Annotated in this window: 24 protein-coding genes; 16 read left to right on the top strand and 8 right to left on the bottom strand. The window is 57.1% G+C overall.

The window, feature by feature from the left end:
• Positions 1-40 precede the first annotated feature (40 nt).
• Genes BUC26_RS17645 through BUC26_RS17635 form a run of 3 tightly spaced genes read right to left on the bottom strand, consistent with a single transcriptional unit; the run spans position 41 to position 4,717 of the window.
• The gene (locus tag BUC26_RS17645; protein WP_073378147.1) at positions 41-1,177 is read right to left on the bottom strand and encodes an osmoprotectant NAGGN system M42 family peptidase; all 1,137 of its coding nucleotides are present in this window, start codon (positions 1,175-1,177) and stop codon (positions 41-43) included.
• 6 nt (positions 1,178-1,183) lie between these two features.
• Positions 1,184-2,926 (bottom strand): N-acetylglutaminylglutamine synthetase, encoded by a 1,743-nt coding sequence (gene ngg, locus BUC26_RS17640; protein WP_073378145.1) that lies wholly within the window; start codon positions 2,924-2,926, stop codon positions 1,184-1,186.
• An 18-nt stretch (positions 2,927-2,944) separates the two neighbouring features.
• A complete protein-coding gene (locus BUC26_RS17635; RefSeq protein WP_073378143.1) occupies positions 2,945-4,717 on the bottom strand; it encodes an N-acetylglutaminylglutamine amidotransferase in 1,773 nt (590 codons plus the stop codon).
• Between BUC26_RS17635 and BUC26_RS23100 the strand changes: the two genes are divergently transcribed.
• The 4 genes from BUC26_RS23100 to BUC26_RS17620 all read left to right on the top strand — a co-directional run bounded on the left by BUC26_RS23100 (position 4,716) and on the right by BUC26_RS17620 (position 9,131).
• On the top strand, positions 4,716-4,928 hold the full coding sequence (locus BUC26_RS23100) for a hypothetical protein (protein WP_143166061.1): 213 nt from the start codon (positions 4,716-4,718) through the stop codon (positions 4,926-4,928). The genes BUC26_RS17635 and BUC26_RS23100 overlap by 2 nt on opposite strands.
• 196 nt (positions 4,929-5,124) lie before the next feature.
• Positions 5,125-6,807 carry a glycerol-3-phosphate dehydrogenase/oxidase gene (locus tag BUC26_RS17630; RefSeq protein WP_073378142.1) on the top strand — a complete coding sequence of 561 codons (1,683 nt, stop codon included), beginning with the start codon at positions 5,125-5,127 and terminating at the stop codon, positions 6,805-6,807.
• A 2-nt stretch (positions 6,808-6,809) separates the two neighbouring features.
• Positions 6,810-8,051, top strand: a complete 1,242-nt coding sequence (locus tag BUC26_RS17625) for a glycosyltransferase family 4 protein (protein ID WP_073378140.1) — start codon at positions 6,810-6,812, stop codon at positions 8,049-8,051.
• A gap of 96 nt (positions 8,052-8,147) precedes the next feature.
• A complete protein-coding gene (locus BUC26_RS17620) occupies positions 8,148-9,131 on the top strand; it encodes an NAD-dependent epimerase/dehydratase family protein (protein ID WP_073378138.1) in 984 nt (327 codons plus the stop codon).
• A 43-nt stretch (positions 9,132-9,174) separates the two neighbouring features.
• On the opposite strand, the gene BUC26_RS17615 is transcribed toward BUC26_RS17620, so the two are convergent.
• Complete coding sequence (locus BUC26_RS17615; RefSeq protein ID WP_073378136.1) at positions 9,175-9,531, bottom strand: TusE/DsrC/DsvC family sulfur relay protein; 357 nt, start codon at positions 9,529-9,531, stop codon at positions 9,175-9,177.
• 138 nt (positions 9,532-9,669) lie between these two features.
• The gene (locus BUC26_RS17610; RefSeq protein ID WP_073378134.1) at positions 9,670-9,966 is read right to left on the bottom strand and encodes a sll1863 family stress response protein; all 297 of its coding nucleotides are present in this window, start codon (positions 9,964-9,966) and stop codon (positions 9,670-9,672) included.
• Positions 9,967-10,648: 682 nt separating this feature from the next.
• Here BUC26_RS17610 and BUC26_RS17605 point away from each other — a divergent pair.
• Genes BUC26_RS17605 through BUC26_RS17590 form a run of 4 tightly spaced genes read left to right on the top strand, consistent with a single transcriptional unit; the run spans position 10,649 to position 13,428 of the window.
• On the top strand, positions 10,649-11,764 hold the full coding sequence (locus tag BUC26_RS17605) for a sulfurtransferase (protein WP_073378132.1): 1,116 nt from the start codon (positions 10,649-10,651) through the stop codon (positions 11,762-11,764).
• A 3-nt stretch (positions 11,765-11,767) separates the two neighbouring features.
• On the top strand, positions 11,768-12,295 hold the full coding sequence (locus tag BUC26_RS17600; protein ID WP_073378130.1) for a YeeE/YedE thiosulfate transporter family protein: 528 nt from the start codon (positions 11,768-11,770) through the stop codon (positions 12,293-12,295).
• Positions 12,288-12,824: a DUF6691 family protein gene (locus tag BUC26_RS17595; RefSeq protein ID WP_073378128.1), complete on the top strand. Its 537-nt coding sequence runs from the start codon at positions 12,288-12,290 to the stop codon at positions 12,822-12,824. The genes BUC26_RS17600 and BUC26_RS17595 overlap by 8 nt, the downstream gene beginning before the upstream one ends.
• Positions 12,814-13,428, top strand: a complete 615-nt coding sequence (locus tag BUC26_RS17590) for a hypothetical protein (protein WP_073378126.1) — start codon at positions 12,814-12,816, stop codon at positions 13,426-13,428. The genes BUC26_RS17595 and BUC26_RS17590 overlap by 11 nt, the downstream gene beginning before the upstream one ends.
• A gap of 84 nt (positions 13,429-13,512) precedes the next feature.
• Here the strand turns inward: BUC26_RS17590 and BUC26_RS17585 are convergent, their stop codons facing one another.
• Positions 13,513-14,406 carry an HDOD domain-containing protein gene (locus BUC26_RS17585; protein ID WP_073378124.1) on the bottom strand — a complete coding sequence of 298 codons (894 nt, stop codon included), beginning with the start codon at positions 14,404-14,406 and terminating at the stop codon, positions 13,513-13,515.
• Between the two features lie 227 nt (positions 14,407-14,633).
• Here BUC26_RS17585 and BUC26_RS17580 point away from each other — a divergent pair, with 227 nt between their 5' ends.
• Entirely contained in the window at positions 14,634-15,548 is a 915-nt protein-coding gene (locus BUC26_RS17580; RefSeq protein ID WP_073378123.1) for an AEC family transporter, read from the top strand.
• 178 nt (positions 15,549-15,726) lie between these two features.
• Here BUC26_RS17580 and BUC26_RS17575 read toward each other — a convergent pair whose 3' ends face one another.
• Complete coding sequence (locus BUC26_RS17575) at positions 15,727-17,331, bottom strand: protein adenylyltransferase SelO (protein WP_073378121.1); 1,605 nt, start codon at positions 17,329-17,331, stop codon at positions 15,727-15,729.
• 145 nt (positions 17,332-17,476) lie between these two features.
• Positions 17,477-18,160 (bottom strand): SIMPL domain-containing protein, encoded by a 684-nt coding sequence (locus tag BUC26_RS17570; protein WP_073378119.1) that lies wholly within the window; start codon positions 18,158-18,160, stop codon positions 17,477-17,479.
• A gap of 147 nt (positions 18,161-18,307) precedes the next feature.
• On the opposite strand from BUC26_RS17570, the gene BUC26_RS17565 reads away from it, so the two are divergent.
• The 7 genes from BUC26_RS17565 to BUC26_RS17535 all read left to right on the top strand — a co-directional run bounded on the left by BUC26_RS17565 (position 18,308) and on the right by BUC26_RS17535 (position 26,583).
• Positions 18,308-19,018, top strand: coding sequence for a fumarylacetoacetate hydrolase family protein (locus BUC26_RS17565; RefSeq protein WP_073378118.1), 711 nt, complete (start codon positions 18,308-18,310; stop codon positions 19,016-19,018).
• 333 nt (positions 19,019-19,351) lie between these two features.
• Positions 19,352-21,103, top strand: a complete 1,752-nt coding sequence (locus BUC26_RS17560) for a c-type cytochrome (RefSeq protein ID WP_073378116.1) — start codon at positions 19,352-19,354, stop codon at positions 21,101-21,103.
• On the top strand, positions 21,103-22,179 hold the full coding sequence (locus tag BUC26_RS17555) for a hypothetical protein (RefSeq protein WP_073378114.1): 1,077 nt from the start codon (positions 21,103-21,105) through the stop codon (positions 22,177-22,179). Before BUC26_RS17560 ends, BUC26_RS17555 begins: the two co-directional genes overlap by 1 nt.
• 22 nt (positions 22,180-22,201) lie before the next feature.
• Positions 22,202-23,329, top strand: a complete 1,128-nt coding sequence (locus tag BUC26_RS17550; RefSeq protein WP_244155893.1) for an MBL fold metallo-hydrolase — start codon at positions 22,202-22,204, stop codon at positions 23,327-23,329.
• Between the two features lie 209 nt (positions 23,330-23,538).
• Positions 23,539-23,754, top strand: a complete 216-nt coding sequence (locus BUC26_RS17545) for a hypothetical protein (protein ID WP_073378113.1) — start codon at positions 23,539-23,541, stop codon at positions 23,752-23,754.
• A gap of 238 nt (positions 23,755-23,992) precedes the next feature.
• On the top strand, positions 23,993-24,487 hold the full coding sequence (locus BUC26_RS17540; RefSeq protein ID WP_073378111.1) for a prepilin-type N-terminal cleavage/methylation domain-containing protein: 495 nt from the start codon (positions 23,993-23,995) through the stop codon (positions 24,485-24,487).
• Positions 24,488-24,501: 14 nt separating this feature from the next.
• Positions 24,502-26,583: an HD domain-containing phosphohydrolase gene (locus BUC26_RS17535; protein ID WP_073378109.1), complete on the top strand. Its 2,082-nt coding sequence runs from the start codon at positions 24,502-24,504 to the stop codon at positions 26,581-26,583.
• The last annotated feature ends 25 nt before the right edge of the window (positions 26,584-26,608 follow it).

Raw genomic sequence — 26,608 nt, 5'->3', positions numbered from 1 at the left:
CACATGTTCTGCGGGGTGCCTCGTGCCGATAACCGGGGAATCAGCGGTTGGCGGGGCGGTCTTCCGATGAATTCTGAATGAGTGGATAGGACTTTTCCTCGCCGATAACGTTCTTGCCCCGAGAAAAAAGAGGGTCCGAGCAGAGATAGGCACCGATCAATCCGGCCACACTGGTCAGAGACTGGACATGGACCCGCTCATAGCCGTGCGAGGCGTCGAGTCCGTAGCAGATTAGCGCTGTCCTGATATCGTTACCCGCTTCCAGGGCAGCTGCGGCGTCGCTTCGGTAATGGATGAAGACGTCACGGCTGAACTTGATTTCCTGGTCCATACAGAGCTGCAACAGGTGACTGGTCAGGTGCCGGTCGAACGGGCCACTGGAATCTTTCATCGCGATGGTCACCCCGAATTCGCTGGTGTTCTGGTCCGGTGCGACGATACCGTTGTCGACCGAAACCATTTCGGCGACATTGCCGCGCAGGACATGCGAGGCGCCGACCCCAACCTCTTCTGAGATGGTGAAGAGCAGAGAACTGTCCAATTCCGGTTTGAGCCCGTTTTCGCTCAATGCCCGGGCGGCGGCAAGAATCGCCGCGACTCCAGCCTTGTCATCGAGAAAACGGGAATTAATGAACCCGTTTTCGCTGAACTCCATTGCGGTGGTAAAGGAGACGTAATCGCCGACCCGGATGCCGAGATCCCAGAGCGTGTCGATGGAAGAGCTGGCCTCGTCGATGCGTACTTCCAGGTTCGACCAGGCCGACGGCTGTTGATCGACTTCCTCGTTATAGCGGTGTCCGGAGGCCTTGAGCGGCAGGACCGTGCCGTGGAATGTGCGCCCGTTGTCGCAATGAATGAGCACCCTGGCGCCTTCGGCGAAACGGGCGGACCAGGTGCCGATCGGGACGATGGCCAGGCGGCCGTTTTGTTTGAGGCTTCGAACCATCCCGCCCAAGGTGTCCAGGTGGGCGACAACCGCTCGACGCGGTTTTTTGGCGCGGCCCGGCAGATGGGCGCGAATGGCACCCCGGCGGGTCAATTCGTAGTCGATGGCGAGGGTGTCGAGTTCATCGCAGACGAGCCGGACGATGTCGTCGGTCATGCCGCTCGGGCTGGGAATGGCCAGCAGGCGACCGAGGACTCCAAGCAGATAGTCCTGATTGATATGCGTGATCACGTGATGTCAGGGAAAGATATTTTTGGTTTGCGGAAAGAGCAGATCGATAAATTTCTCCACGGTGGGCTGCGGTTCATGGTTGGCCAGTCCCGGGCGTTCGTTAGCCTCGATGATGACATACTCCTCCTGGCTAACATCGGGAACGAGAAAATCGAAACCGACCACCGGCATCTGCAATACTTTGGCGGCGGTAACGGCCACCTCACGCAGTTTGTCATGGAGCTCCGGAGTGACATCGTGAATCGTTCCGCCGGTGTGCAGATTAGCCGTTTTGCGGACCTGCAGCTCACGGCCGGCGGGCAGGATGTCGTCCAGCGCATATCCCTGATCGTCAATGGTGCGGCGGGTTTCCTCATCGATCGGAATAGTGCTTTCGCCGCCCGTGGCCGCCGCTCGCCGCCGACTCTGTTTCTCGATGAGCTGCATTATGGTCAACTCACCGTTGCCCCTGATCTGCGCCGGTTTGCGGACCGCGGCCGCAACCACCTCTTCGGCGACGACAATGATACGCAGGTCGATTCCGGTGACGAACTCCTCGAGGAGGACCTTGTCGCAGAGTTGCGCAGCGCGGTCGACGGCGGATTCTACGTCTTTTACATCGGTCAGGTCGACAAAGACGCCTGCCCCCTGCTCGCCCCGGGCCGGTTTAACCACCACCCGGGGATATTCCTTGACAAAGGCCTCAATACTGTCCTGGCCGGTGGCTATCGCCTGGGCCGGAACACGAAGACCGGCACCCTGCAGCAGTGCACGGGTAACGGCCTTGTCGTCGCACCAGCTCATGGCCACCGCTGACGTCAGCTCGCTGAGCGATTCACGGCAGGTAATGGTCCGGCCGCCGAGCGACAGCCGAAAATAGCCGTTCTCCGCATCGATGACATCGACCCCGATACCGCGCCGGCGCGCTTCGTCGGTGATGATCCTGGCGTAGACATTGAGCTGCTCTTCCGGGTCCGGGCCGATGAACAACGGGGCGTTGATCGAGTTCTTTTTCTTGATGCAATAGACCGGCACCTGCTCAAAGCCGAGTTTAGTGTAAAGCGCGATTGCCTCCTTGTTGCTGTGCATGACAGACAGGTCGATGAATCTGCGGCCGTTTTCGATGCAGGTGATGATCAGTTCACGAACCAGTGCTTCGCCGACTTTCGGGATTCGGCATTGCGGGTCCACGGCCAGCGCCCAGAGGCTCGATCCGTTATCCGGGTCGTTGAACACCCGGCAATGATCGACGCCGGTGACGGCGCCGATGATCTCGCCGACGCTGTTGTCGATGGCGAGAAGGATCTGCAATCGCTCATCCCTGCGGGCCTTGGCATAGAATCCCGGGTATGCCGGAACCATGCCACGGGCTTGGTAGATTCTGTTGATCGCCGTTTCACTGTCGCCGTCCTGTAGCGGCCGCACTGTCAGCCCGTCGAGATTGCACGGGTCGGCCCGGTAATTACGAAAATCGAGACGATAGGTCAGGGACGGGTCAATGAACAGTTCCTGCGGTGCATAGGACACCACGACATGGGGATCCCGCATATACATCGCGACATCGCGCCGGCCTCGCTGTTCGTCGCGAATGCTTTCCGCAAGTTTGCACGGGTCGGTGAAGGTCTGGCCGAAAATGAGCCGTCCCCAGCCGCAATCGACGGAAACATCGGCCGGCACGGTGTCCGAGGTGGCATCGTTGAGCGGCTTGCCCCAGTGTTTCAGGGAGCACATACAGGTCGGGTCGAGCGGGTTTTTGCAGGGCTGTTCCATGGCTCTTTCCTGTCGGCCTCAGATCTCGTGGGTTTGCAGCCACATTTCCAGAAGTGCCGCCTGCCAGAGTTTCGATCCGCGCAACGGGGTCAGGTGCGACTGCGGTTCGGCGAGCAGCGAGTCGATGTAGTCCTGTTGATAGAGCCCACGCTGCCGGGCCATATCATTGGTCAGATAGCGTCTGACCAGATCGAGATACACCCCTTCGATATGCTTCAGGGCGGGTACCGGGAAATATCCCTTCGGCCGGTCGATGACACTGTCCGGCACGACCTGGCGGGCCGCCTCTTTGAGAATCCATTTTCCCGATTGGCCGACCTTGATATCCGTCGGCATACGGCCGGCCAGTTCGACCAGTTCATGGTCGAGAAACGGCACGCGGGCCTCGAGGCTGGCGGCCATGGTCATGTTGTCGACCCGTTTGACCGGGTCATCGACGAGCATCACCGTGGTATCGAGACGAAGCGCCTTGGCTACCGGGTGCGTGGCTCCGGGGCGGGCGAAAAAGTCGTCGACGTAGGCGCGGCTGAAATCGTCGTGCACCAGATCACTGCGAACCATCCGGGAGAATTCATTGTGGTCGCGGTCGAAAAACGAGCGGCAGTAGTCATCGACCGGACTGGTGCTGTCCAGCAGTTCCCGGTACCAGTGATAGCCGCCGAATACTTCGTCGGCCCCCTGGCCGCTCTGCACCACCTTGACGTGCTTGGCAACTTCTTGGGAGAGCAGGTAGAAACCGATATTATCGTAACTGACCATCGGCTCGGACATGGCCTTGATACAGCCCGGCAGATTGTCGAGCAATCGTTCGGACTTGACGAAAATCTTGTGATGGTCGGTGGCGAAGCGCTCGGCGATGATGTCTGAATAGAAGAATTCGTCGCCCTTTTCGCCGCCGGCCGATTCGAAGCCGACGGAAAAGGTGTTCAGGCCGTTCTGCCCTTCATCGGCCAGCAGGCCAACCAGCAGACTGGAGTCGACCCCGCCGGAAAGTAATACGCCGACCGGGACATCGGCGACCATTCGTCGTTTGACGGCGCGGCGCAACGTTTCGAGGAGCAGATCGGCCCATTGCGTCGTGGACAGCGCGTCGGCCCGTTCATCCGGTTCAATGGTCAGCTGCCAGTAGGTCTGTTCCGAGAACCTGCCGTCTGGTTCGTAGATACGCAGCGTGGCCGGCGGCAGCTTGGAGATGCCGTTGAGGATGGTATGCGGCGCGGGTACGACGGCGTGCCAGTGCAGGTAATGATGCAGGGCCTGCGGATTGATGCTGCGGTCGATCGCGGGATCGGTGAGCAATGCCGGCAGGCTGGAGGCGAAACGGAGGCGCTGCCGGGTGGCGGACAGATAGAGCGGTTTAATGCCGAGACGGTCGCGAGCCAACACCAGGCGGCCACTTTCCCGTTCGTGAATGGCAAAGGCGAACATGCCGTTGAACCGTTGCAGGCAGTCAGTGCCCCAGGCATGATATGCCTTCAGGATAACCTCGGTGTCTCCTTCGGAAAAAAAGCGGTATCCGGCCTGTTCGAGTTCCGTCCGTAATTCCCGGTAGTTGTATATGCAGCCGTTGAAGACGATGTCCAGTCCGAGGAAGGGGTCGCTCAACGGTTGTCGAGACTGTTCGCTGAGGTCGATGATCTTCAGCCGTCGATGACCGAAGACCGTCTCGTTTGTCAATATCGTGCCGGCGGCATCGGGGCCGCGCGGGACCATGGCCGCCATCATCTTGTCGATGGCCGACAGAGATGCCTGTTGATGGTCAAAGCGAAATTCGCCAGCTATCCCACACATGGTAGATATCCTCGTAAATCAGCGTAATTGGGCAGGTGAAAAGACGTTCGGATTGGTTGCTGCACTCGAAGCTGTGGTGATGCTGTATGATGGAACCGTGATCACCGGTTACCGACAAGCAGCGAAAAGCGAAAAACGTTGCAGACCGCTGATACGCCGGGTGCCATTGGTGGAGTGCTTCGGGCGCACAAGAAATGTTTATACAAAATAATATTATAAAATATCTTTTTTGCCAGAATTTGTCAAGACGGCGGTGATGAAAATAGTTTGCGGAAAGAGTTGAAAATCGGCGGCAATGCTCTAGAATCTAAAATTTTTCCGTGTTGTCACATGTTATTTTCCAGTGGCGTCCTCTTTTTGCTGGAAATGATGAGTAATTTCAAAGTGTACGATAATGGCTGGTGGTGATGAAGCGAGAGATTGTGTCTTTGCAGTCAACTGAATTTGACACGGTGGTGATCGGCGGCGGTATAACCGGCGCCTGTCTGGCACACGATGCGGCGCTTCGGGGGCTTCGGGTCGCGTTGGTGGAGAAGGATGATTTCGGCGTGAGCACCTCAGCCGCTTCCTCGAAACTTCTGCATGGCGGCATTCGCTATCTGCAGAAACTGCAATTCGGTAAGGTCAGAGAATCGGCGCGTGAGCGGACCTATTTCCAAGTGATTGCCCCGCACGCCACCAGGTGCGTGCCGTTTCTGATTCCAACGATCGGCGGCAGTCTGATGAAAGGGAGAGCGGCACTGTTGGCCGGGATGAATCTCTATCGACTGTTGTGCGCCGGCCTCAATAGGCTGATCAAGGATCCGGTGAAACGCATCGAGTTCGGCCGTCTCTATTCCCGGCGCCAGGTCCTTGAAAAGGTGCCGTTGTTGCAGGCCATCGATGGTTTGAATGGGGCTCATACCCTGTTTGAAGTCCATATGAACAATTCGGAACGGGTGACGCTGGCGTTCGTCAAGACGGCTGTCGAGCACGGTGCCGTCGCGGCGAATTATGTCCGGGTGATCGATTTCATCCAACACGGCGAGCAGATCTCCGGCGTTATGTGCCGCGATCAGCTCAGCGGGCAGGAATTTCCCGTTCGTGCCCGGATCGTTGTCAATGCTGCCGGTCCGTTTTTACCGGGGATCAACAAGTTGCTCAAGGGGGCTCATCTGCGCAAAGAGCCGACCGGTTTTTCCAAGGGTGTTCATCTCGTCACCCGGCAAATCGAGCAGCGATATGCCCTGGCGCTGAGTAGCGGCAAGAAAACCGAAGGCCTGGTGACCCGTGGCGGCCGTCATATTTTCCTGATCCCCTGGCGCGGCCGTTCACTGATCGGCACGACCAACGTTCCGTTTACCGGCAACCTTGACGAGGTCCGTGTGACGAACCGGGATATCCGTGATTTCCTGCAGGATATCAATGCCATCATACCCGGAGTCGGGCTTCGGCAGGACGATGTTCACTACGCGTTTGCCGGACTCTACCCGCTGATCAGTGACGACATCAAGACCGACACCTATCAGGGAACCGGAGAATACCAGGTTGTCGATCATGCCGGCCAGGACCAACTGGCCGGCATGGTATCGGTGCTCGGTGCCAAATATACCACGGCGCGGGCCATAGCCGAGCAGGCCATCGATATTGTCGTCGCCAAGTTGAACAAGCCGGAATTGCGCTGCCGCACTGCCACAGAGCCGCTCGGTGAGGGACGCATCGACGATTTGGAGGCCTTTATCGTCGATCGACAGGAGCGCTATCGTAATCTGCTGCCGGCGGAGACCGTCCATCATCTGGTCGTATCCTATGGTAGTGCTGTTGATCAGGTCATCGCCTTCTGCCGGGAGACGGACGGCTATCTCGAGCCACTGGCGGGGAATCGGGAGACGTTGGCCGGAGAGGTCGCCTGGGCCGTGCAGCAGGAAATGGCCTGCACCATGGATGATGTGGTCTTCGCCCGGACCGGGCTCGGCACCATCGGTCACCCGGGCGAAGCGGTGTTGCAAAAGGTATTTTCGATCATGAGCGGTATCCTTGGCTGGCCGGACGAGCGGTATCGTCAGGAGGTGAATCTGGTGGAACAGCGGTATCGCTATCTGGATGACTGATCGTGGCGGGACGGGACAAGACAGAAGCCGTCCGGCAGCCCCGGACGGCAGGAGACGGTCCGGACGGCAGGACCAGGGTCGTGGTGCATATCGCGCCGACGCCGTTCTTTGCCAATCGCGGCTGCCATATTCGGATCCTGAACGAATACGAGGCGCTGCGTCGGGCCGGGATACGAGTGATCGTTTGTACCTACGGACTCGGAAGCGATGTCGCCGATGTTGATATCCGGAGGATCTGGTCAATTCCGGGGTATCGAAAAACGACGGCAGGTTTCTCGCCGTTTAAGCCGCTTGCCGATGTGTTGCTCTTTTTCCTCTGTCTCCGGGTCGTACTGCACGAACACGCGGATATCATTCACGGTCATCTGCACGAAGGTGGTCTGATCGGCTGGTGCGTCAAGACGGCGCTGTTCTGGCGTCGTATCCCGCTGATCATGGATATTCAGGGCAGTCTGTCGGGCGAGTTGCGAGCTTACGGTACGTTTCGTCATCTGCCGCTGCTGCTGCGATTTTTCTCCTGGCTTGAGCGATTGATATTGCGGTTGCCTGACCGGATCATTTGTTCGTCCCGGGCCAGCTTTGCCTTTATCGTCGACACCTCGCTGGTCGCCGAGAAGGACATCGAGATGGTCGGCGACGTTGTGCCTGCTTCTTTTTTTACCGTTTTAGATAAACGGACGCAGCGAGAGCGTTTGCAGCTGGCGTCGGATGGCATCATCGTGATCTATAGTGGATCGCTCCTGCCCGGCAAGGGCATCGACGTGCTGCTCGAGTCGATGCGGCTGGTGGCCCGGTCGCATCCGGCGATCTCTTTCGTTCTGGTCGGCTACCCCAAGGAGGCCGTGGAGCAGTTCTTGCGGGTCTGGGACAACGCGCCTCGCGTCGTGCTGCCCGGGGAGGTACCGTACCGGCGACTGGCCGAGTGGCTGGCGGTTGCCGATCTTGCCGTCGACCCGAAAGGCTCGGAGTCCGGCGAAGCGAGCGGCAAGATCCTGCACTATATGGCCAGCGGGCTGCCGGTGGTCTGTTTCTCGTCGGAAAACAATCGGCGTTTTCTCGGCGAACACGGTTTTTTCGCCGTCGGCACGAGCGCGACCGACCTCGCTTTGGCGATGGATTTGGCATTGACAGATGAACGAGCGCGGCATATCTATGGGGCTCTCGGGCGGGAGCGGGCGGCTGCCGAGTATTCCCAGGACGCTGTCGGTCGGCAACTGCGTGCGCTTTATGACAGCCTGGCCTGAAACCGGGAACATAATTACGATGATGTTGCCAGAGAGACGTTTTTCTGCGGCAATGGCTTCAAGGTTCCTTTCAATGCGGTAGCGAAGGAGGAGATAATGAAAATTCTTGTGACCGGAGGCACCGGATTTACCGGTAAGGCCCTGGTTCGTCGTCTTTTGAAAGACGGGCACCACGTGATTGCTCTCGATTTTCAGGAGGGGTTGAAGACCCAGGAGCTCAGGGATTGGGGCGCCGAGGTGGTAATCGGTACAGTGACGGATAAAGCGGTCGTCGACCGCTGCATGACAGGCGTCGATATCGTCCATCACCTGGCAGCCGCCTTCCGGCAATTGAATGTGCCGAACAGCTATTATTGGGACGTCAACGTTGAAGGAACGAAGAACGTGCTGGCGGCGGCCTTCCGGGAAAAGGTCAAGAAATTCGTCTACTGCAGCACCTGTGGTGTGCATGGGAATGTGGAGCATCCGCCGGGGGATGAAAATGCCCCGATCAACGCTGCCGACTATTATCAGCAGACTAAATACGAAGCCGAACCGATCGTCAGGCAATACCAGGAAAAGGGGATGGCCACGACCATCCTGCGGCCGGCCGCGATCTACGGTCCGGGAGATCCGGAGCGGTTTTTCATGATCTTCAAGCGGGTCAACAAAGGATTATTTCCGATGTTCGGCAACGGCAAGACCCTGTACCACCCGCTCTATATCGATCACCTCATCGATGCCCATGTCCTTGCCCAGGAGCCGGGCCGGGGAGATGGCGAGGCGTACTTGATTGCCGACGAGCAGTATGTCGAAATTGAGACGCTGGTGAAAAAAACGGCGGACGCGCTTGGGGTTTCGGTGAAAATCCCCCATCTGCCGATATGGCCGGTGATTATTGTCGGCCATATCTGCGAGAAGGTGTGTACGCCCTTGAAAATAACTCCTCCTATTTTTCCACGCCGGGTCGACTGGTATCGCCAGAACCGTGCGTTTTCGATCGATAAGGCGAAGCGGGACCTTGGCTATCACCCCCAGATCAGTCTCGATGAAGGATTACGCCGGACGGCCGCCTGGTACAAGCAGGAAGGCTATCTCTAACTGTCGGTGTCGATCGGATAGAAGAGGGTGATGGCCGCAAGAGTCAACAGCATTCTTCAAGGAGGTAGTTGACACCGTCGACGGTGACGAAATGGATACCGTCAAGCTTGGGTAATCCAGCGATTTTCCAGGCTTTCATCGGGTCGACGAACTCATTGTTGACGCAGGCTCCCGTTTGCTTGACCTGTTTGCAGACGTTGCGCAGGATTGGAAACGCATGGAATTTGTTGTAATAGGACCGCATGAAGCTGATGATTTCCACTTGTTCTTCGTCAAGATCGGGAATGTCCAGATGTTTGGCAATGGCACGGGCGACATCTTCGTCCCAGTCGTCGCGGTTGACCAGGAACCCTTCATCATCAACAGTTACTATTTTATCATTAACGGATAGCTCTTTCATTTCTTCCTCCTTGTGTCAGGAAAACCGTCACGGAAAGCAGGTGCGAACGTTTTTCGGCCGGTGACGCTGAGGAATTTCGTCTGACGGGGGTTTGATGACGTGATGAGCAATCGTCAACCCCTTCCGAAGGGAAAGCGTTCAATTGATCGTTCGTCTGGCCGATTCGATTGCTTCTTCCAAAGACGCACTGAGTGTTTCGATCTCATCCTTGACTGTCTCATTCCATCCGGTTGCCCCGTCTGTTTTCAGGTGCTCAAGCCTGTCCTCGATCGCGTCCTGCTTGGCAGCGATCTCTTCAATGACCTGATAATATTCAATCTGGGCATCGGGTTCTTCCTCTTCAGCTTCGGCAATAACCTTGAATTTGACGATTTCCTTATGCCACCGTTCAATTGCTGCTTCGAGCTCAGTGATAAATGTTTGGCGATCAATCATAGTCTCCCTCTGATTCTGATTGGTTGTCGAGTGCATGGCGAACAATGAACAGCCTGTCCCCCGATGGTCTTGCCGGCGTCCAAAACCGGATCAGAGCACCTTTGAACACCTCCACGGCTGGAAATCACAAAGTTCTGCCCCTGTTTAAAGAAAGTGCATCATAGTCCGTATTTGTCAACCGTGGTTTCCTGACATCGCAGGGATCAGATTGTGAGCCTGTCTTCTCCTCGGAGCTATAACGAAAAACGAATCATGCGTGCTGCCGTTATCGAACTGCTCGGTCCCTGATCGGTGATCATCTAGAAAGAAGCGGTGGTGGGAAAGATGAGGCGCATTTGCATTGAAAAAATATTTTGGTACAATAATAGTTGTTGCGGACGACTACAGGATGCGGAAAGATCGGCAGGAGTCACAACACCGCCACGAGCCCCCCTTGAGGATTCCTGGCGTTTGAAAATTGAATGAACCGTCTCTTGGGGAGCTTTTCTGCTCCTGTCTTTTCCGCCGTCTCAACGTCTCGATATCGTAGTACCTCCTGCAGGCCCTGCCTGGTTCCGCTGCGTCGGCGGTTGGCTTCGGAAAACCATGTGTCCGACGGCGCCGTGGCTGGCCCGCTTGAGGACTTGCGCGGTCTCCGTGGCAGCGGCCTCGGGACCGTGCCCAACTTTTCAAGGAGGTTATCATGGGAACGTCATTTCACGTTCGCTATCTGTTCATTGCCCTGGGCTTACTGGTCGGCGTCTACTGGTCTTTTTCTTCGGTAGAAGCGGAGTCCGCTGCATCCACCTACCCGAATCATCAATTTCTCGTGACGGCAACCCAACTTCAGGAACGGATGGAGTCCGAACCGCTGGTCATTGTCGACGTAAGGGCCGACGAATATTATGACGGCAAGATGATTCCCAGCGCGATACGCATGCCTTGGACATTATTTCGCCGTGATAATTCGGCGATCAACATGGGCGGCCGTTTTGTCGGCTGCGTTGAAGCGCAAAAGATTCTCGGCCGGCACGGGATATTCCGCAATGACACCATCATCTTGTATGATTCAGTAGCTCGTGACGGCGGGGCGACGGCCTCCTATGTGTTTTGGGTACTCGACATGCTCGGACACGAGCAAAAGGCTATCCTGGAGCGTGGCATCGACGCCTGGCGAGACAGCGACGGCGAGATCGTCAATAGCCCGGTTGAACGGGAGCCGCTGCTTTACCAGGCCCCTGCCGATGAGATTGATATCCGTCGATTGACCGATGAAGCCTTTATCTATTCAAGGCTTGGAGATCCATACTACCAGGTTCTCGATGTGCGCTCTCCCGCCGAATACCGTGGCGAGTCGCTCAATACCGGTCTCGACGGCAACCCTTTGAAAGCCGGCCATATTCCCGGTGCCTACAATATCAATTATGAAACGAACTGGACCGACGACAAAACCCTGGCAATCAAGGATTATACGGCATTGGCTGAAATGTACCGGGGCCTTGATCCGGGAAAGGCGGTCACTGTCTATTGTCACTCGGCACGGCGCAGTTCCTTCAGTTATTTCATATTGCGGTTGATGGGGTTTGAGGACGTCATCGTTTACGAGAACTCCTGGTACGGCTGGGGCAGTCCGGAACGCTACTACCCTGTTGAGACACAGCCGCATGAACTGCCTGGTCAGAGCTTGCCGAGGATCACAAAGACGGCAGGTAGCACCGGTTCAACCGATACCGGCAGTTCATCCCCGGAGCCCGAGAATGCCGCGGAGAAAGAGTCGGCCGCTCCTGCCAAGAAAGATTACATTTCCTGTGGAGGGTAAATCATGAGCACCCAGACCAACGCCCCCTACTGGCCAATAGTGCCCGGTGCTATCGCCTTGGCCGGGATCATGCTGTTCATCTTCGCCACATTCGGACCGCCGGCATCATCGAGTGGCTTCGTGACTACCTTGAAGGGATTTTTCCTCGAGATTCTGCCGGAGTATGCGGGGAGCAAGGAACACTACCGGATGATGCCGGGACCGGGTTCCTGGTTGATGGCATTTGTACTCGGCATGGCGATCGGCGGGTTCATCGGCGGACGAACATTCAGACAGAAAATCACCGATGTTCCGGAAGCCTGGATTCAACGCTATGGAGCCAGTCGCACGAGACGGTACGCGGCCACTTTTCTCGGTGGCTTCCTGATCCTGCTCGGTGCCCGTTTGGCTGGAGGTTGTACGTTGGGCCTGTTTCTCTCCGGGGCGACTCAGTTGTCGATCAGCGGCATCTATTTCGGCATCGTCATCTTTGCTGTGTCCATGCTGACGGCACGTCTCGTTTACAGCTCCAGGAGGGACCGACATGATTGATATATGGTTGGGATTATTTGCAGGTACCGCCTTCGGGTTTGTCATTCAGCGGGTTGGAGCGACCAATCCGCACAAGATGGCTTTGGCCCATCTGATGAAAGAGCGGTTCATTCCCCAGTTCATGTTGCTGGTGGTCATCTTTTCCGCTATCGGACTGGTTATCATGCAAGCATCGGGTATCGGCACCACGAGGGTGCTGCCGACCAGCCTGGTCGCCACCGGCCTGGGGGGCATCATTTTTGGGATCGGCTGGGGGATTTCCGGTTATTGTCCCGGAACCTGCTGGGCGGCGGTCGGAGAGGGTCGTATGGATGCCATTTTTACCCTTCTCGGCGGTCTGGCAGGGACGGCGGTTTTTGCCCACTTCCACGAAACATTGATCCCTCTTTTTTATTCGCCGACCAACCTGGGACAATTGACCCTCACTGACTGGGTCGGTCATTCCGGCGTGGCGCTTGGCCTGCTGATCATTTTGTTCGGCATCGGGATCCTGTTGATTGGACGATTCTGGAGGCCTTATGGTGATTAAACGATGCCATGTCATGTTGAGTCTGCTCCTTGCCGTGGTGCTTGCAGGTCAGTGGGCCCATGCGGAACAACGATCAATGCTGCGTGGTTACTATTCCCGCCTCGATGTCGTCAGCAACGGGCAGCAGTTCAGCTTCGGACCGTTTGTCGGCTATTACTTCAAACCGCAGGTCGGTGATGATCTTGGCCACCTGGAATTCCTGTGTTTCAACGAACGCGGCTTTTATACCGACGAAATGCCGAAAGATTCCTTGTTATTCAGGGGTGAGGCAGTGCTGACGATGCTTTCGGAAACCGGCGAGATTCCGCAAACCAGGCAACGGATAACGCCGATCTTTTTTGCTGATGCTCCGTCTGACTGGTTGCAGCAACGGCCGGAGCCGCAGGAGGAATTTGTGCATTTTCACTCCGCCTATAATCGCCAGGGAGCCGTCTACACCGGATACTGGCTGCGTCACGATGCGGTGACGGCGTTCACCTACAACATGGGTGGCCGGATCAGCGCCGACAGCCCGTTGTATCACCGGGCCAAACCAGGAGCATCCGATCGGTTTCCACACATCATCGAGTTCGATGATGGTCCGCAGCCAGGGAATGTGCCGTGATCAAACAGGCACATTGATGGTGTTCCCAGGGAAATGAGCGCGTGTTCCGGCGTCGATCGCCGGTGCCGGATGATTTACTACCGGTCAGGAAGAAGCGAGGATATCGAGGATGGAGCTGCCGTGTTTCCGGTCTACGGCGAGCCATGCGAAGAGGTATTCCAGCGTCATTTCTTCCCAGGGGAGGTTTCGCTCATGCCAGCTGTCGAGAAATCCCGGAATGTTGAGGTCAAGAAGCTCTTTAAGCGCTCGGTCGTCGGGACGTTCTGGAAGGGCACAACAATGGGCGAGGAAGTCTGCGAGTTGGACGACCAGGGCATAACCGATCATCTTCCCGGCCTGCCCGGGGGTGTGGTGATAGCGCAGTGCGGAAATGAGCGTGTCGGGAAACTGCCAGTGATGCAGCAGCTTGCTGCCGACTTCGGCATGGGTCGTTGAAAACAATTCCCTTTCTCGTGCCAGCTGCGTGGTCGTGGTGATTTCGGTGAACCAGCGGTTGGCATCATAACGGTTTTCAAAGGTGAGCAGCATGGCCAGCTTGCCGAAATCGTGCAAGAGCCCGGCAATGAAGAATTGACCGCTTTGCAGGCCAAGGTGTTCGGCGACGATCCTGGCAGCCAGTCCGCAGGTAAAGGCGTGATCCCAGAACTTTTCTAACTCGGCGCGGCGGGTCTTGAAGATATTCCGGAAGGTGGTAACGGCCGCCTTGCCCAGGACGATGTTGCGGATTTCATCAAAACCGAGCACGACGATTGCTGATTCCAGGGAGGCGACTTTTTTCGGTCTGCCGTAGAGGGCCGAGTTGGCTATTTTGAGGATAGTCAGGCACATGGCCTGATCCGGGAGGATCGCCTTCATCAGGTCGTTGGCCGAACTGAGCGGGTCGGCCGTGATTTGCATGACCTGGGAAACGGTCAGCGGCAGCGGCGGCAAGGCTTCGAGTTGTTTGTCAATGCTGGGCTGGCGAGAGGTGGTCATCATGTATCCCCGTAACATTCCGCTTCGAACCGATTGCTCATGCGGGCATTGTACCATATCGATACGCGCCGGGTGTAGTGAAATGAAGCCCGGGCGGTTTTCCTCTGCAACGGCAGCAATATCATGTTTTCTCGCTGAAAACGACGTAGTACAATACCCTTCCAAATGAGGCGGCCGATACTCGTTCATCGACCGCTGTCGAAGCACACCATTATCGGACATGCCATCTCGTGATTATTCTCAACGCACTGTTTCCCATCTTTTCCCTGCTCTTCCTGGGCGGTCTGCTGCGTCGCCTGGAGTTGACTGATCATCACTTCCTGAAGACGGCGGACCGGTTGGTCTACTATATCTTCTTTCCGCTCATGCTGTTCTGGAAGATCGGCAGCGCACAATTGGGAGCCGGCAGCCAGTGGCTGTTTGTCGGGACCACCCTGTTGGCGGTGGTTCTCATGGTTCTGATCAGCATGCTGATCATCAGGGTCCTGCCGGTCGCCCCTTTTCAGGCCGGCTCTTTTTCCCAGAGCTGTTACCGGTTCAACACCTATATCGGTGTGGCGGTGATCCTCAACAGTCTCGGAGCGGAAGGCATCGCCTATTACGGAGTGCTGATCGCTCTTGTCATTCCGTTGATCAATGTCTGTGCCGTCTCTCATTTGATCTGGCATTCCGGTGTGGCGGCAAGCGGGCGTGAAAAGGCCCGCATCGTGACCCGGGCCCTCGTAGCCAATCCGTTGATAGTCGGTTGTGTGCTGGGCATCGTCTACGCCCGGCTGGTTGGAGAATTCCCGCAATTTGTCAATAATTCATTACAATTAATGTCGATGGTAACGCTGCCGCTTGCCCTGATTTCGATCGGCGGCGGGTTGTCGTTCACGGGAGTGTATCGTTATCTGCCGCTGTCGCTGCTGGCCGCTGTCTGTAAACTCGGCCTGCTGCCGCTGATCGGATATCTGCTGTATCGTCTCTTTGAGGTGGAGGGCGTGCCCTTTCAGACCGGCATGATTTTTTTCTGCCTGCCGACGTCGACCGCCATCTATGTGCTTTCCTCTCAGCTCAACAGCGATACCGAGCTGGCCTCGGCGGCCATCGTCGTTTCGACGCTGCTGTCCTTTGGGGCGCTCTCGGTGGCGTTGCTGCTGTAGGGAACCTTGAAAAATTGTTATTTCGCCCAATCTCATCGTTGCGCAATTAAATTTTATTCTCGGAATATCATGTATATGCCTGTGGTAAAATTTTCTTGCACGTCTCTATTTTGAACGGCGCCTCGATCTTGAACGAAATTCCGAATTTTTCAGGCTCCCCTGTAATGCGGTTCGTTTCTCAGGAACTGCAGGAAAGCATCGAGCAGCCCGCTCGGTTGCGGGCCCATTCCGGACGGCGCTGTGCGAACTTCTCTTTTCCGGGTTGTTCATCGTATGGCCGGCGCAATACCTCGAGCAGTTCCTCGATCAGAGATGCATCACCCTGTTCGGCCTGCTCGATGGCCAATTGGGCCAGGTAGTTGCGAAACACGTATTTCGGGTTGACCCGGTTCATCATTGTCCGGCGGTGTTGCTGATCGTCTCCGTTCGCTGTACCGATCCGGGTCCGGTAGGCCGACAGCCAGTCATTGAGCGGTGCCTGGCCGGGCTCGCCGGTCGCGTTTTGATAGTAGGCATCGGCGAAAAAACTGGGGAAATCGATCGGGATCGAGGGGTCTGCCGGCAGGTCGGCGAGCCGGCGAAAAAAGATGGTCATGTCAAGATGCTGCTCCGCCAGCAGTTCGAGAGTTCGCTGCATCAGGCTATCGTCGCCATCTTCGCGGCCGGTTAGCCCGAGCTTGTCGGCGAGCGCCTGGCGCCAGCCGCGCTGGAACGTTTTCCGGTAGACGTCCAGTGCCGCCTGTAGCGGTTCCGACTCTTCGATCAGCGGATAGATGGCGTTGGCCAGTTGCACCAGGTTCCACAAGGCAATTTGTGGCTGGTTGCCGTAACAATATCGTCGCCCCTGGGCATCGGTGGTGTTCGGGGTCCAGGACGGGTCGTAGTCTTCCAGCCAGCCGTACGGACCGTAGTCGATGGTCAGGCCGAGAATCGACATGTTGTCGGTATTGAGCACTCCATGCACGAAGCCGACGCGCATCCAATGGACGACCAGCTCACCGGTCCGCCGGCAGATCTCGCTGAACCAGGCCAGATAACCGTCTGGCCCCGGTTTGGCGGAGAGGTCGGCAAAGTCGGTGACCAGAGAGTAGTCGACCAGTTGCCTGAGCAGCTCGATCTCGCCGGTGGCGGTGTGGATTTCGAAATTTCCGAAACGAAGAAAGGAAGGGGCCAGTCGGCAGACCACCGCCCCCGGCTCATGGCACGGATGGCCGTCGTAAAACATATCGCGCAGGACCTGCTCGCCGGTCGTCACCAGGCTCAGGGCCCGGGTCGTCGGGATGCCGAGGTGGTGCATCGCTTCGCTGCAGATAAATTCGCGCAGCGATGAACGAAGCACGGCAAGTCCGTCGGCCCGCCGGGAGTAAGGCGTCGGGCCGGCACCCTTGAGTTGCAGCGTCCAGCGCCGGCCACGTCGATTGACAATTTCACCGAGATTGATGGCCCGGCCGTCGCCGAGCTGCCCGGCCCAGGAGCCGAATTGATGACCGCCATAGCGCATCGCGAAGGGCTGCATGCCGGGCAGCAGCCGATTGCCGGCCAGGATCTCAGCAAAAGACGGCGTTCGACACTGCTCCTCGGTGAGGTCGAGCAGCGCTGAGGCCTCCGGAGAATAGCTGAGCACGTGGGGCTTGGCAACCGGTGTCGGCTCGACGAGGGAATAGCAAGCGTTGCGCACTTCCCGGCGATTATTGCGATGCTCCGGGTCAGCAGGAAGGGTGTTGACGAAACGGTTGTCAAAGGTAAGGGTTTCGAGGGGATCGGCGGTAACGACTGATGACATGGCAATGACTCGCTGGGAAAGATTATCAAAAGGCCTTCTTTCTCAATAAGCATGCCGCCGGATCGTGGCAAGCAGGAGCTCTTCGCGGTCGAATGATTCGGCCGGGTCGGCACATCGTGGCACAGCGAGATGATGTCGGCACCGATCAAAAGCTCAATTGAATGCTGCCTCGAACGGTAACGCTGACGCGGGACTCTCCGGCAGCGACTTCGGGAGCGGCAGCGCGGGACAGGGCCATCTCCATGCCGAAGTCCCGGCGCAGAGGGGCTATCCCGTCCTCGTCGATGGTCAGGTTGACCAGGCGAAAGTCTTTGGCGCCCAGGGCCGCAGTGACCAGCCGGGCTTTTTCGGAAAAGGCTGTCAACGCTTCGGTGATCAGGCGGTCATGGGCCTTTTTGCGACGTTCGGGGCCGACCTCGAACTGCATGGCCGAGACGTTGAGGAGTTTCTGAAGCTTGCCGACCAAGGCAGTCAACGTTTCGATATCTTTGCTTTTCAGGCTGATCTGCTGGCTGGCCGACCAGCCGATGATGGCGCGGTTCTGGTGACGCGGCGTGGTCTGGTAATTCATCGTTTGGTAGGAGATATCGTCGATTTCACCGATGAGCGCGGCGGCTCGAACCATCGTTTCGTTGACCGTATCGGCTGCCTCCGCCGCGGTGTTGGCTTCGGCGACCGCTGTCATGGTGACCGCGAGGAGGTCGTTGTCGACGGTGTCGGCCGCCTGGGCCTGGAGTGTCACCAGGTGGTAATTGAGGTTCTCTTCCGCAGCCGTCGCATGGCCCAACCAGATGATGCAGAGAAGCAGTGTCGTCAGGATCTTTTTCATGGCGCTCAGGAGTCCGTTTACATTTTTTCCGGATTTGGGTAGTCATGGTAATCAAGAATCTCACAGTAGCTGAGACGGCCCTGGCGGGCAAGCGTTTTCTGTCGCTTGTGAATTGGCATTTATTATCAATATAACGAGGAGTTACCTATGAGTATCAGGTTGCCGGTGAGCAATGGAAGTGAATACGAGGTGCGTCCGCAGAAAATTATCTGCCTGGGCCTGAATTATCGGGACCATATCAAGGAAAGTGCGCTGGCCGAGGTCCTTCGTTTCAAGGACGAGGAACCGGCGGAGCCGATCCTTTTTGCCAAGACGCCCAACACGTTGATCGGTCCCGATCAGCCGATTATCCTGCCCGCCTTTCTCGAGACCTATGGTTTCCGCACCTGCCGCACCGATTACGAGGCCGAGTTGGCGTTGATCATCGGCAAGCGCGGCAAGGATATTCCCGAGTCTGCGGTTGGTGAGCATATTTTCGGCTATACCTGTTTCAACGACGTGAGCCAGCGTAATTTCCAGAAGCATGAAAAGGCCGGCTGGTTTCGCGGCAAGTCGCTCGATACCTTCGGGCCGATCGGGCCACGGATCGTTCGCGCCGAGGAGATCGGCGATCCGCAGAATCTCGCCATCTCCTGCCGTCTTAACGGGGGCGTGGTACAGGAATCCAATACACGGGAAATGATATTCCCGATTCCGGCCATTGTGGCTTTTATTTCGCGCAACTTTACCCTGGAAGCAGGGGACATCGTCGTCACCGGCACGCCGAGCGGTGTCGGCCCGATTACACCCGGCGATGTGGTCGAGGTGGAAATAGAGGGTATCGGTGTGCTGCGCAACCCGGTGCAAGCCGGCCGCTGAAGAGACCGCCCCAGCTTTGCTTGCGGCGTGACAAGTTCCCCGGCCGATCGAACAGAGTCTTTCTTGAAAACGGTTCTCAAATTTTGTACATTTGCTCAAAACAGGGCCGGCGGCGTAGTCACGCGGGCGGCGTGCCGATCGGGGCGGAAGGTGCGGCCGTGACAAAAAACACCAGGGGAGCTTGAAAAATTCGGTATTTCGTTCAAAATCGAGGCGCACAAGAAAATTTTACCGCAGGCATATACATGATATTCCGAGGATAAAATTTGATTGCGCAACGATGAGATTGGGCGGAATGACAATTTTTCAAGGTTCCCATCACAGGGTATCGTTATGAACTATCCCGTCTGGTATTTGCCCGAGATCGGCGGAGGGTTGCTCATTGCGCTGATCGCGGTGCTGCACGTCTTTGTCTCGCATTTTGCCGTGGGCGGCGGCCTGTATCTCATCTATGCCGAAAAAAAAGGTCTTCGCGAACACAATGACGGCATTCTGGCCTTTACCAAACGGCACGCGCGCTTCTTCCTGCTGCTGACCCTGGTCTTCGGTTCGATCACCGGGGTCGGGATCTGGTTCATCATTGCCCTGGTCAATCCGGCCGCCACTTCGCTGCTTATTCACATCTTCGTTTTCGGCTGGGCCGTTGAATGGGTCTTCTTCCTTGTTGAGATCGTTGCCGCCTTCGTCTACTTCTACATGTTCGGCAAAATGAATCCGGCGACTCACCTCAAGGTCGGCTGGGTCTATTTCATCAGTGCCTGGATGTCGCTCTTCCTGATCAACGGTATCATCGGGTTCATGTTGACCCCTGGTTCGTGGCTGGAAAACGGCAACTTCTGGAACGGCTTTTTCAACCCCAGCTTCTGGCCGTCGCTTGGTCTGCGAACCTTTATCGCGCTGATGCTGGCCGGGGTCTATGGTTATCTGACCGCATCGTTTTGCCAGCAGCGTGAGGTGCGCCTGACGATGACCCGGTTTTCCGGGAAATGGGCACTCGGCGCATTGGTTGCCGCTCTGCCGTTTGCCTGGTGGTATGTGGTCGTGCTACCCGAGCCGGCCCAGAAACTGGTTTTCGGCACATCGCCGACCATTGCCGCGGCGGCGCAGTGGGGTGCTGTTGGAGCCGTCGCCTTGCTTGTCATCACCTTGGTTGCCGGTATTGTCCGGCCGGCCCTGAATCTGCGGTCGGTCGCCGCACTGGCGATGGTCTGCGGTCTGATCACCATCGGCTCGTTTGAGTGGATCAGGGAGGCGGCCAGGCGACCGTATGCGATCAACGAAGTCATCTATTCCAACATGATCAAAAAAGAAGAGCTGGAGCGTATCACCGAGCAGGGGTACCTGCAGACGGCTGTCTGGGTCGAAGACCGGCAGTTGACCGACCAGAGCCGGCCGACTGCCGGCGAGGAACTGTTTATCCAGCAATGCTACGCCTGCCATACTGCCGGCGGCTGGAACAACGACCTGAAAGCGCAGACCGCGCGGATGAGCTATCCGGCGATGAGTTCCTATATCAAGCGGATTCACGAGGTTCGCTATTTTATGCCGCCGTTTGCCGGCACCGATGCGGAGGCGGATGCGCTGGCCGCCTATCTGGTCGGCAGCTGGCACGGCAAGGAAGAGGCACCTGCTGGAACGGAAAACGCGGGTGAACAGCTATTCGACGCCCAGTGCGCCGCCTGTCATGCGCCAGAGGATCTGACGGAGAGCCTCGGAGGGCTGCCGACCGGGGAAATTGTCGATTTGCTCGGCCGGCTGGACGAGATTTCGACGGAGATGGAGCCATTTAGCGGCAGTGGTTCCGAGGCGGTGGCGCTGGCGGCCTTTCTGCGTGTCCCGTCGGGCGGCGAGGAGGCGGTGGCGCCTGCCACACCCGACGGCGAGATGTTGTTTGCCGATAACTGCGCCGTCTGCCACGCCCCGGAAGACGTGGCGGCGGTGCTGGAATCCTGGGAGCGAGGGGCGGTGCGTGCGGCGCTGGACGATCTCCAAGCGATATCCGAGGAGATGCCGCCCTATGACGGCACCGCCGATGAAAAAGACGCGCTGACCGATTACCTGATCGACCTTGGGAGGAACCCGTGATGGCTACCCTGTATATTCCCGCCGCCGACACCATCCCGGTTGCCTGGGGATGGTTCCAGTTCTTTTTGCTGCTCACTTTTCCGCTGCACCTGCTGGCGATGAACGCGATGCTCGGTGGCCTTGCTGTCGGGGTCGGTCAGCAGTTTATCGGAGGCTCCGTTCGTGATCGCCTGGCTCATCGGCTGGCAGTCGCCCTGCCGTTGGTTATCGCCTTTGCCGTTAACTTCGGGGTGGCCCCCTTGCTGTTTCTCCAGGTGCTCTACGGCCAGTTCATGTACACCAGCTCGATCTTGATGGGACTGTTCTGGATCTCTATCGTACCGCTGCTCATCGTTGCCTACTATGGCGCGTATCTCTATGATTTCAAGTTCTCCCGTCTCGGCGGTGCGGGTAAGTGGATCGGTCTGGCGGTTTTGCTGATGTTGCTGACCATCGCCTATTTTTTCGTCAACAATATGTTACTGATGTCGCTGCCCGAAGCGTTTGCCGGATATTTTCAGCATCGCGCCGGCACGATGCTCGCCTCCGGAGAAGAGGTCTTTCCGCCCCGTTACCTGCATATGGTGACCGGCGCGCTTGCCGTTGGCGGCCTGTTCGTCGCACTGGTCGGTCAGTTTCGTTCCGAACAGGACGGTGAATTGGCGGCGCATGCGCGGGATGTCGGAATGAAGGTCTTTTTTCGCCTGACGTTGGTCAATATCTGTCTTGGCGTGTGGTACCTGCTCTCACAGGAGCGAGACACGATGCTACTGTTCATGGGGGGCAATCGTGGGGCCACTGCCGTTTTCTCGCTGGCTCTGCTGGTGATCGTCGTTATTCTCGTTGCTGCGTATCGGCGGCGGCTGGCAGTAACGGTCGGCTCAGTGGTGTTGCTCGTTTACTTGATGAGCTTTATGCGGGCCTGGTTGCGCAGCGATTATCTGGCTGAAGTCTTTCGTCTCGATCAGTTGGCGGTCGTTCCCCAATATTCTCCGCTGATTTTTTTCCTGGTTGTTCTGCTCGGTGGTCTTATTGTCATCGGCTGGCTCCTGAAAAAAACCGCCGCGGCACTGGTTGAAAGCGGCGCCAGCCGATGATCGCCACTGCGCGATGATACTGTTGAGCAAACCGGAAAGTCCCGTCTTTCCGGGCAGATGCTTTTTAAGCTTACGGTTTTTATCGTTTGTCCTGCCGCTGGTGCTCTGCGCATCCTGCCTGTTTACCCCGCCGCCCTTTTCCGAGCGGCAGTGGCAACAGGAAGTCGCTCGCCAGGATCCGGCGGACCTGTACGCGGCCCACCAACAGGAAGGCCGGTTTTTCAACCCCTGGATGCCCGAAGAGCGGCGCGGTTTGCTGAGCGTACTCAGGTGGCGGCTTACCCGCGCGGGGACTTACACCCCGCCGGAAGAAAGCTATCTGCCCCGGCTGATCCCCGACCTGGCGCAACGGCTTGCACAGCTGCCGGCGGGGCGCGATATCCTGGTCTGGATCGGTCACGGCACATTTCTGCTGCGCCTTGACGGCAGCTGGTGGCTGACCGACCCGATGCTTTCCCAGCGGGCACTGCTCCCCAAACGGTTGACCGAACCCGCGTTGCGCAAAGAGGACGTGGCCGTCCTCGACGGGCCGCTCAATGTCATTATTTCGCACAATCACTACGATCACCTGGACAGCGATACGATTGAGAGGCTGCCGGAGCACGCCCGGTTTTTCGTGCCGCTTGGGATACGGAAACTGATCGAGTCGCTGCATGGAGGCGAGGTGGTCGAACTTGACTGGTGGCAGCGCCGGGGTGTCGATGGCGCCGAGCTGGTCTGCCTGCCGGCTCAGCACTGGTCGCTTCGGTTGGGCGTCGGGCGCAATACGTCGCTATGGGCCAGCTTTTTGATCCGTTCCGGCAAGACCGTCGTCTATTTCGGTGGCGACAGCGGCTATTTTGTCGGTTACCGGGAGTTTGGCAGAGTCTTTGCGGATATCGATTACGCCCTGCTGCCGACCACCGCCTACCATCCCCGCTGGTTCATGCACTACCCTCACCTCAACGGCGAGGAAGCGGTGCAGGCCTTTGCCGATCTGGGGGCGCGCGTATTCGTGCCGACACAGTGGGGGACGTTTCGACTCGGCGACGAACCGGCGGGCTATCCGCGCCTTGATTTGGACCGCATCATCGCGGCGCGCGGCCTGCCGGAGGAACGGTATCTGCGCCCGGAACTCGGAGAGATCGTTTTTCTGGACAGCGGGCCGTGAAGATGCTGGCTGATGTGCGCGTGTATCTGCCCGCCACGGACCGGCACCGGCCGTCGCCGGTCCGTGGCCCCTGGGGGAGCCTTTCCGCATGGCAGGAAAAGACTTGACAGGCCTGCCTGTCTCTTTATAACACCGTGCTGATAGCTGTCCTTTCGACGAAAAACGTCAGGATCGACCGACGATCGATCACCTGGAAAGAGGTTGGCGACATGGCAAAGCTCCCCGTTCTTTTTTTGCTCCTTTGTCTTGCCGGTTGTGCGTCCTTCAGCGAGAAGCATTCACGAACACTTCTGCTGGACCGCAGTACCGGTGAAATACAGGAATGTACCGTTGACGCCTGGCGAACGGACAGCTCCTATGAAAAATACCAGGAGTGTATCCGCTCGTTTGAGCAACAGGGTTATACGATCTGGAACCAGTATTGACGGCTTGTAGGCACCCCGGATACGGCTCTAAATTTGTGACCTGATGAGCCATTTGCAAAACAATCTTTTCGCTCAAACTCTGCGTTATGCTCAAAATTTTATCCTCGGAATATCGTTTATATGCCTGTGGTAAAATTTTTCGCATGCCTTGACTTTGAACAAAAATCTAAGTTTTGCAAAAGGCTCCTGATGTATGAATCATTTTCATTTCTCTTTCCCGTCGTGATAGAATCGCTCCATGATCCTTTTTCGGCGGCGGCATCGCTTCAGCCAGGGGTTCACCCTCCTCGAGCTTTTCATCGTCATTGCCATTATCGGCACCTTGGCGGCCATTGCCATCCCCAATTTTATTGGCTATCGTGAGCGGGCGCGCTATGTGGATGCAATCCAGACCTTGCGCATGATCAGCACCGTTCTGGACGCTTATGCGGCAGATCATGCAGATCACCCGGATTCGCTGGCGGATGTCGGACTTGGCGGCTTGCGGGACCCGTGGGGAAATCCGTATCAGTATCTGAATATCAATCGGGATCCGAGCTTGCCGAAGAAGGACCAGACGAAAGTGGGAGACATGCGCAAAGACCACTCTCTGGTCCCGGTCAATTCCGATTACGACCTCTACAGTATGGGTCCGGATGGTCAAAGCCAGAAACCGTTTACCGCCAAAGCCAGCAGGGACGATATCGTCCGGGCCGCCGACGGCGGGTATTTCGGCTGGGTCTCCGATTATTGAGCGCCGTGACGACGATGAAACACTTTCTTGGTAAAAGCAAACTATCACGCAAATTCGTACTGCTCTTTATGGTCTGCGCTTTTCTGCCCACTTTTGTGCTGCTCTTTGTTTCCTACGATCGGGTCAGCGGCCAGCTGGTAGACCAGAGTGTCAAGAAACTGATCAGAGAAACGAAAACGTACGGGTTGTCCTTGTATGAGCGACTCATCAGGGTCAGTGACCAGTTGGCCTTTTTTGCCCGCCTGATCGAAATGGAAGGGGTGGACAGGGCGGTGCAGATGCGGGATAGTTTTCCGGAAATCTCGGAACTGTTCGATTCCATCGTGTTGTTGACACCCACCGGAGAGCTGCAGGTCTTCATCGATAGTAACGGGTTGCCGATCGATGAGAAGATGATGTCGCTGCTGTCGACGCGCTCCAATAAGCTGGAGATTTACGCCGTTCGCGGCGAAGCCCACCCTGTGCCGATCTATCTGTCGTTGCCGGTGAATATGGACCGGGAACTGCGGGGCTATTTGGTGGCCAAGGTGAACGTTGCCTATCTGTGGGGGATCGGATCGGTGCCGTTGCTGCCGACGGCGACCGAATTGGCGGTTTACGATGAGAGCGGTAGCGCATTGGTCGGCACCTATGCTGCTCCCGGCGGAAGTCTGGCGGATCTTCCCCAGGATAGCGAGGAAAATCAGCGGCAATTCGAGTACCTCCATGATGACCGGCGCTATTATGCCGGACGCTGGAACTTGTTTCTCGAATCGAGATTCGGTGCCGGGTCCTGGACCGTTGTCCTGAGCCAGTCCGAGGAGTATCTGCTGGCGACCCTGAAGGATTTTAAACGGAATCTGTTTCTGGCCATTCTCCTTGGCCTCTGGCTGATCCTCTTTGTCTCCTTGCTCCTGATTCGCAGGGGATTCGCCCCGCTCGGTGAATTGCAGAAACGTACCCGGCAGATCGCCGCAAAGGATTTCACCAGTGAGATATCCCTGGCCAGCGGTGATGAATTCGAGGAGCTGGCCCAGTCGTTCAATGTCATGTCGCGCCAACTCGGAAAACAATTCGCGGCCCTGGAAACTATCGATAAAATCGATCGGGCGATTCTGAGCTCGATAACCCTGCCCGATATCATCGCGGCCGCTTTGCCCATGCTCAAACAGTTTTTTGCCTGCGAAACGGTGGTGCTCGGCCTGGTGGTCGGCCGTTCGGAACACTACCTGAAAAGCCATATTCTCTCGGAGGAAGTGCCGGAATCCACGGTGGAACATGTGACCGTTTCCGAAGGCCGAAAAGGCGTCCTTTTCCAAAGCCCGGAACCGTTTGTCTGGCCGCGTGGGTTGGCTGGTATCGAGCGGATTTCCGTGCTTGAACGGTATGAGGAAGGGACGATCATCTCGGTGGCATTGTTCAAGGATGATCAGGCCAAGGGCATTATAATTCTCGGTCATCGCCAGCCGAAGGTCTATGATGAAGGGGAGATGAGGCAGCTTCGGCAATTGGCTGATCAGCTATCGATCGCCCTGTCCAATTCCGAGTTGGTGGAAAACCTGGAAAAACTGGCGACGGGAACCATTGAGGCGCTGGCGCGAACAGTTGACGCCAAATCGAAATGGACGGCCGGTCATTCCGAACGGGTATCGATGCTGGCGGGCATGATTGCCGGCAAGCTCGGATTGAGCGAGGCGGAAGTGGTAAGACTGAATCGTGGCGGCCTGTTACACGATATCGGCAAGATCGGTGTTGGCAAGGCGATCCTTGACAAGCCGTCGCGTTTGACCGATGCCGAATACAAGGAAATCATGACCCATCCGGAAATCGGCGTCAAGATCCTCGAGCCGATCGAGGCCTATCAGGATATTCTGCCGATGGTCCTGCAGCACCATGAACGCTTCGATGGCTCCGGCTACCCCCTGAAACTTGCCGGCAAGCAGATCGATCTGTCGGCGCGGATCCTCGCCGTTGCCGATGTGTATGACGCATTGAGTTCGGTGCGACCGTATCGACCAAGTTGGTCGCGAACGGCGGTCCTTGATTACATAGCGGACCATTCCGGCTCTCATTTCGATCCTGATGTCGTTGCGGCATTTCGGGCGATTGTTCATTGAACCTTGCGTAACGATGACGACACCT

The sequence above is a fragment of the Desulfofustis glycolicus DSM 9705 genome, from assembly GCF_900130015.1.
Lineage (GTDB): Bacteria > Desulfobacterota > Desulfobulbia > Desulfobulbales > Desulfocapsaceae > Desulfofustis > Desulfofustis glycolicus.
The sequence above is the reverse complement of the archived record's forward strand: the minus strand, read 5'-3'. Positions and strand labels throughout refer to the sequence as shown.

Bases quoted from the DNA above. Each gene is read 5' to 3' on its own strand.
- BUC26_RS17630 (WP_073378142.1), top strand. From the start codon at position 5,125: ATGAAGCGAGAGATTGTGTCTTTGCAGTCAACTGAATTTGACACGGTG.
- BUC26_RS23100 (WP_143166061.1), top strand. From the start codon at position 4,716: ATGGTAGATATCCTCGTAAATCAGCGTAATTGGGCAGGTGAAAAGACG.
- BUC26_RS17615 (WP_073378136.1), bottom strand. From the start codon at position 9,531: ATGAAAGAGCTATCCGTTAATGATAAAATAGTAACTGTTGATGATGAA.
- BUC26_RS17590 (WP_073378126.1), top strand. From the start codon at position 12,814: ATGGTGATTAAACGATGCCATGTCATGTTGAGTCTGCTCCTTGCCGTG.
- BUC26_RS17610 (WP_073378134.1), bottom strand. From the start codon at position 9,966: ATGATTGATCGCCAAACATTTATCACTGAGCTCGAAGCAGCAATTGAA.
- BUC26_RS17535 (WP_073378109.1), top strand. From the start codon at position 24,502: ATGAAACACTTTCTTGGTAAAAGCAAACTATCACGCAAATTCGTACTG.
- BUC26_RS17555 (WP_073378114.1), top strand. From the start codon at position 21,103: ATGGCTACCCTGTATATTCCCGCCGCCGACACCATCCCGGTTGCCTGG.
- BUC26_RS17565 (WP_073378118.1), top strand. From the start codon at position 18,308: ATGAGTATCAGGTTGCCGGTGAGCAATGGAAGTGAATACGAGGTGCGT.
- BUC26_RS17585 (WP_073378124.1), bottom strand. From the start codon at position 14,406: ATGATGACCACCTCTCGCCAGCCCAGCATTGACAAACAACTCGAAGCC.
- BUC26_RS17560 (WP_073378116.1), top strand. From the start codon at position 19,352: ATGAACTATCCCGTCTGGTATTTGCCCGAGATCGGCGGAGGGTTGCTC.
- BUC26_RS17635 (WP_073378143.1), bottom strand. From the start codon at position 4,717: ATGTGTGGGATAGCTGGCGAATTTCGCTTTGACCATCAACAGGCATCT.
- BUC26_RS17575 (WP_073378121.1), bottom strand. From the start codon at position 17,331: ATGTCATCAGTCGTTACCGCCGATCCCCTCGAAACCCTTACCTTTGAC.
- BUC26_RS17540 (WP_073378111.1), top strand. From the start codon at position 23,993: ATGATCCTTTTTCGGCGGCGGCATCGCTTCAGCCAGGGGTTCACCCTC.
- BUC26_RS17545 (WP_073378113.1), top strand. From the start codon at position 23,539: ATGGCAAAGCTCCCCGTTCTTTTTTTGCTCCTTTGTCTTGCCGGTTGT.
- BUC26_RS17620 (WP_073378138.1), top strand. From the start codon at position 8,148: ATGAAAATTCTTGTGACCGGAGGCACCGGATTTACCGGTAAGGCCCTG.
- BUC26_RS17600 (WP_073378130.1), top strand. From the start codon at position 11,768: ATGAGCACCCAGACCAACGCCCCCTACTGGCCAATAGTGCCCGGTGCT.
- BUC26_RS17605 (WP_073378132.1), top strand. From the start codon at position 10,649: ATGGGAACGTCATTTCACGTTCGCTATCTGTTCATTGCCCTGGGCTTA.
- BUC26_RS17570 (WP_073378119.1), bottom strand. From the start codon at position 18,160: ATGAAAAAGATCCTGACGACACTGCTTCTCTGCATCATCTGGTTGGGC.
- BUC26_RS17595 (WP_073378128.1), top strand. From the start codon at position 12,288: ATGATTGATATATGGTTGGGATTATTTGCAGGTACCGCCTTCGGGTTT.
- ngg (WP_073378145.1), bottom strand. From the start codon at position 2,926: ATGGAACAGCCCTGCAAAAACCCGCTCGACCCGACCTGTATGTGCTCC.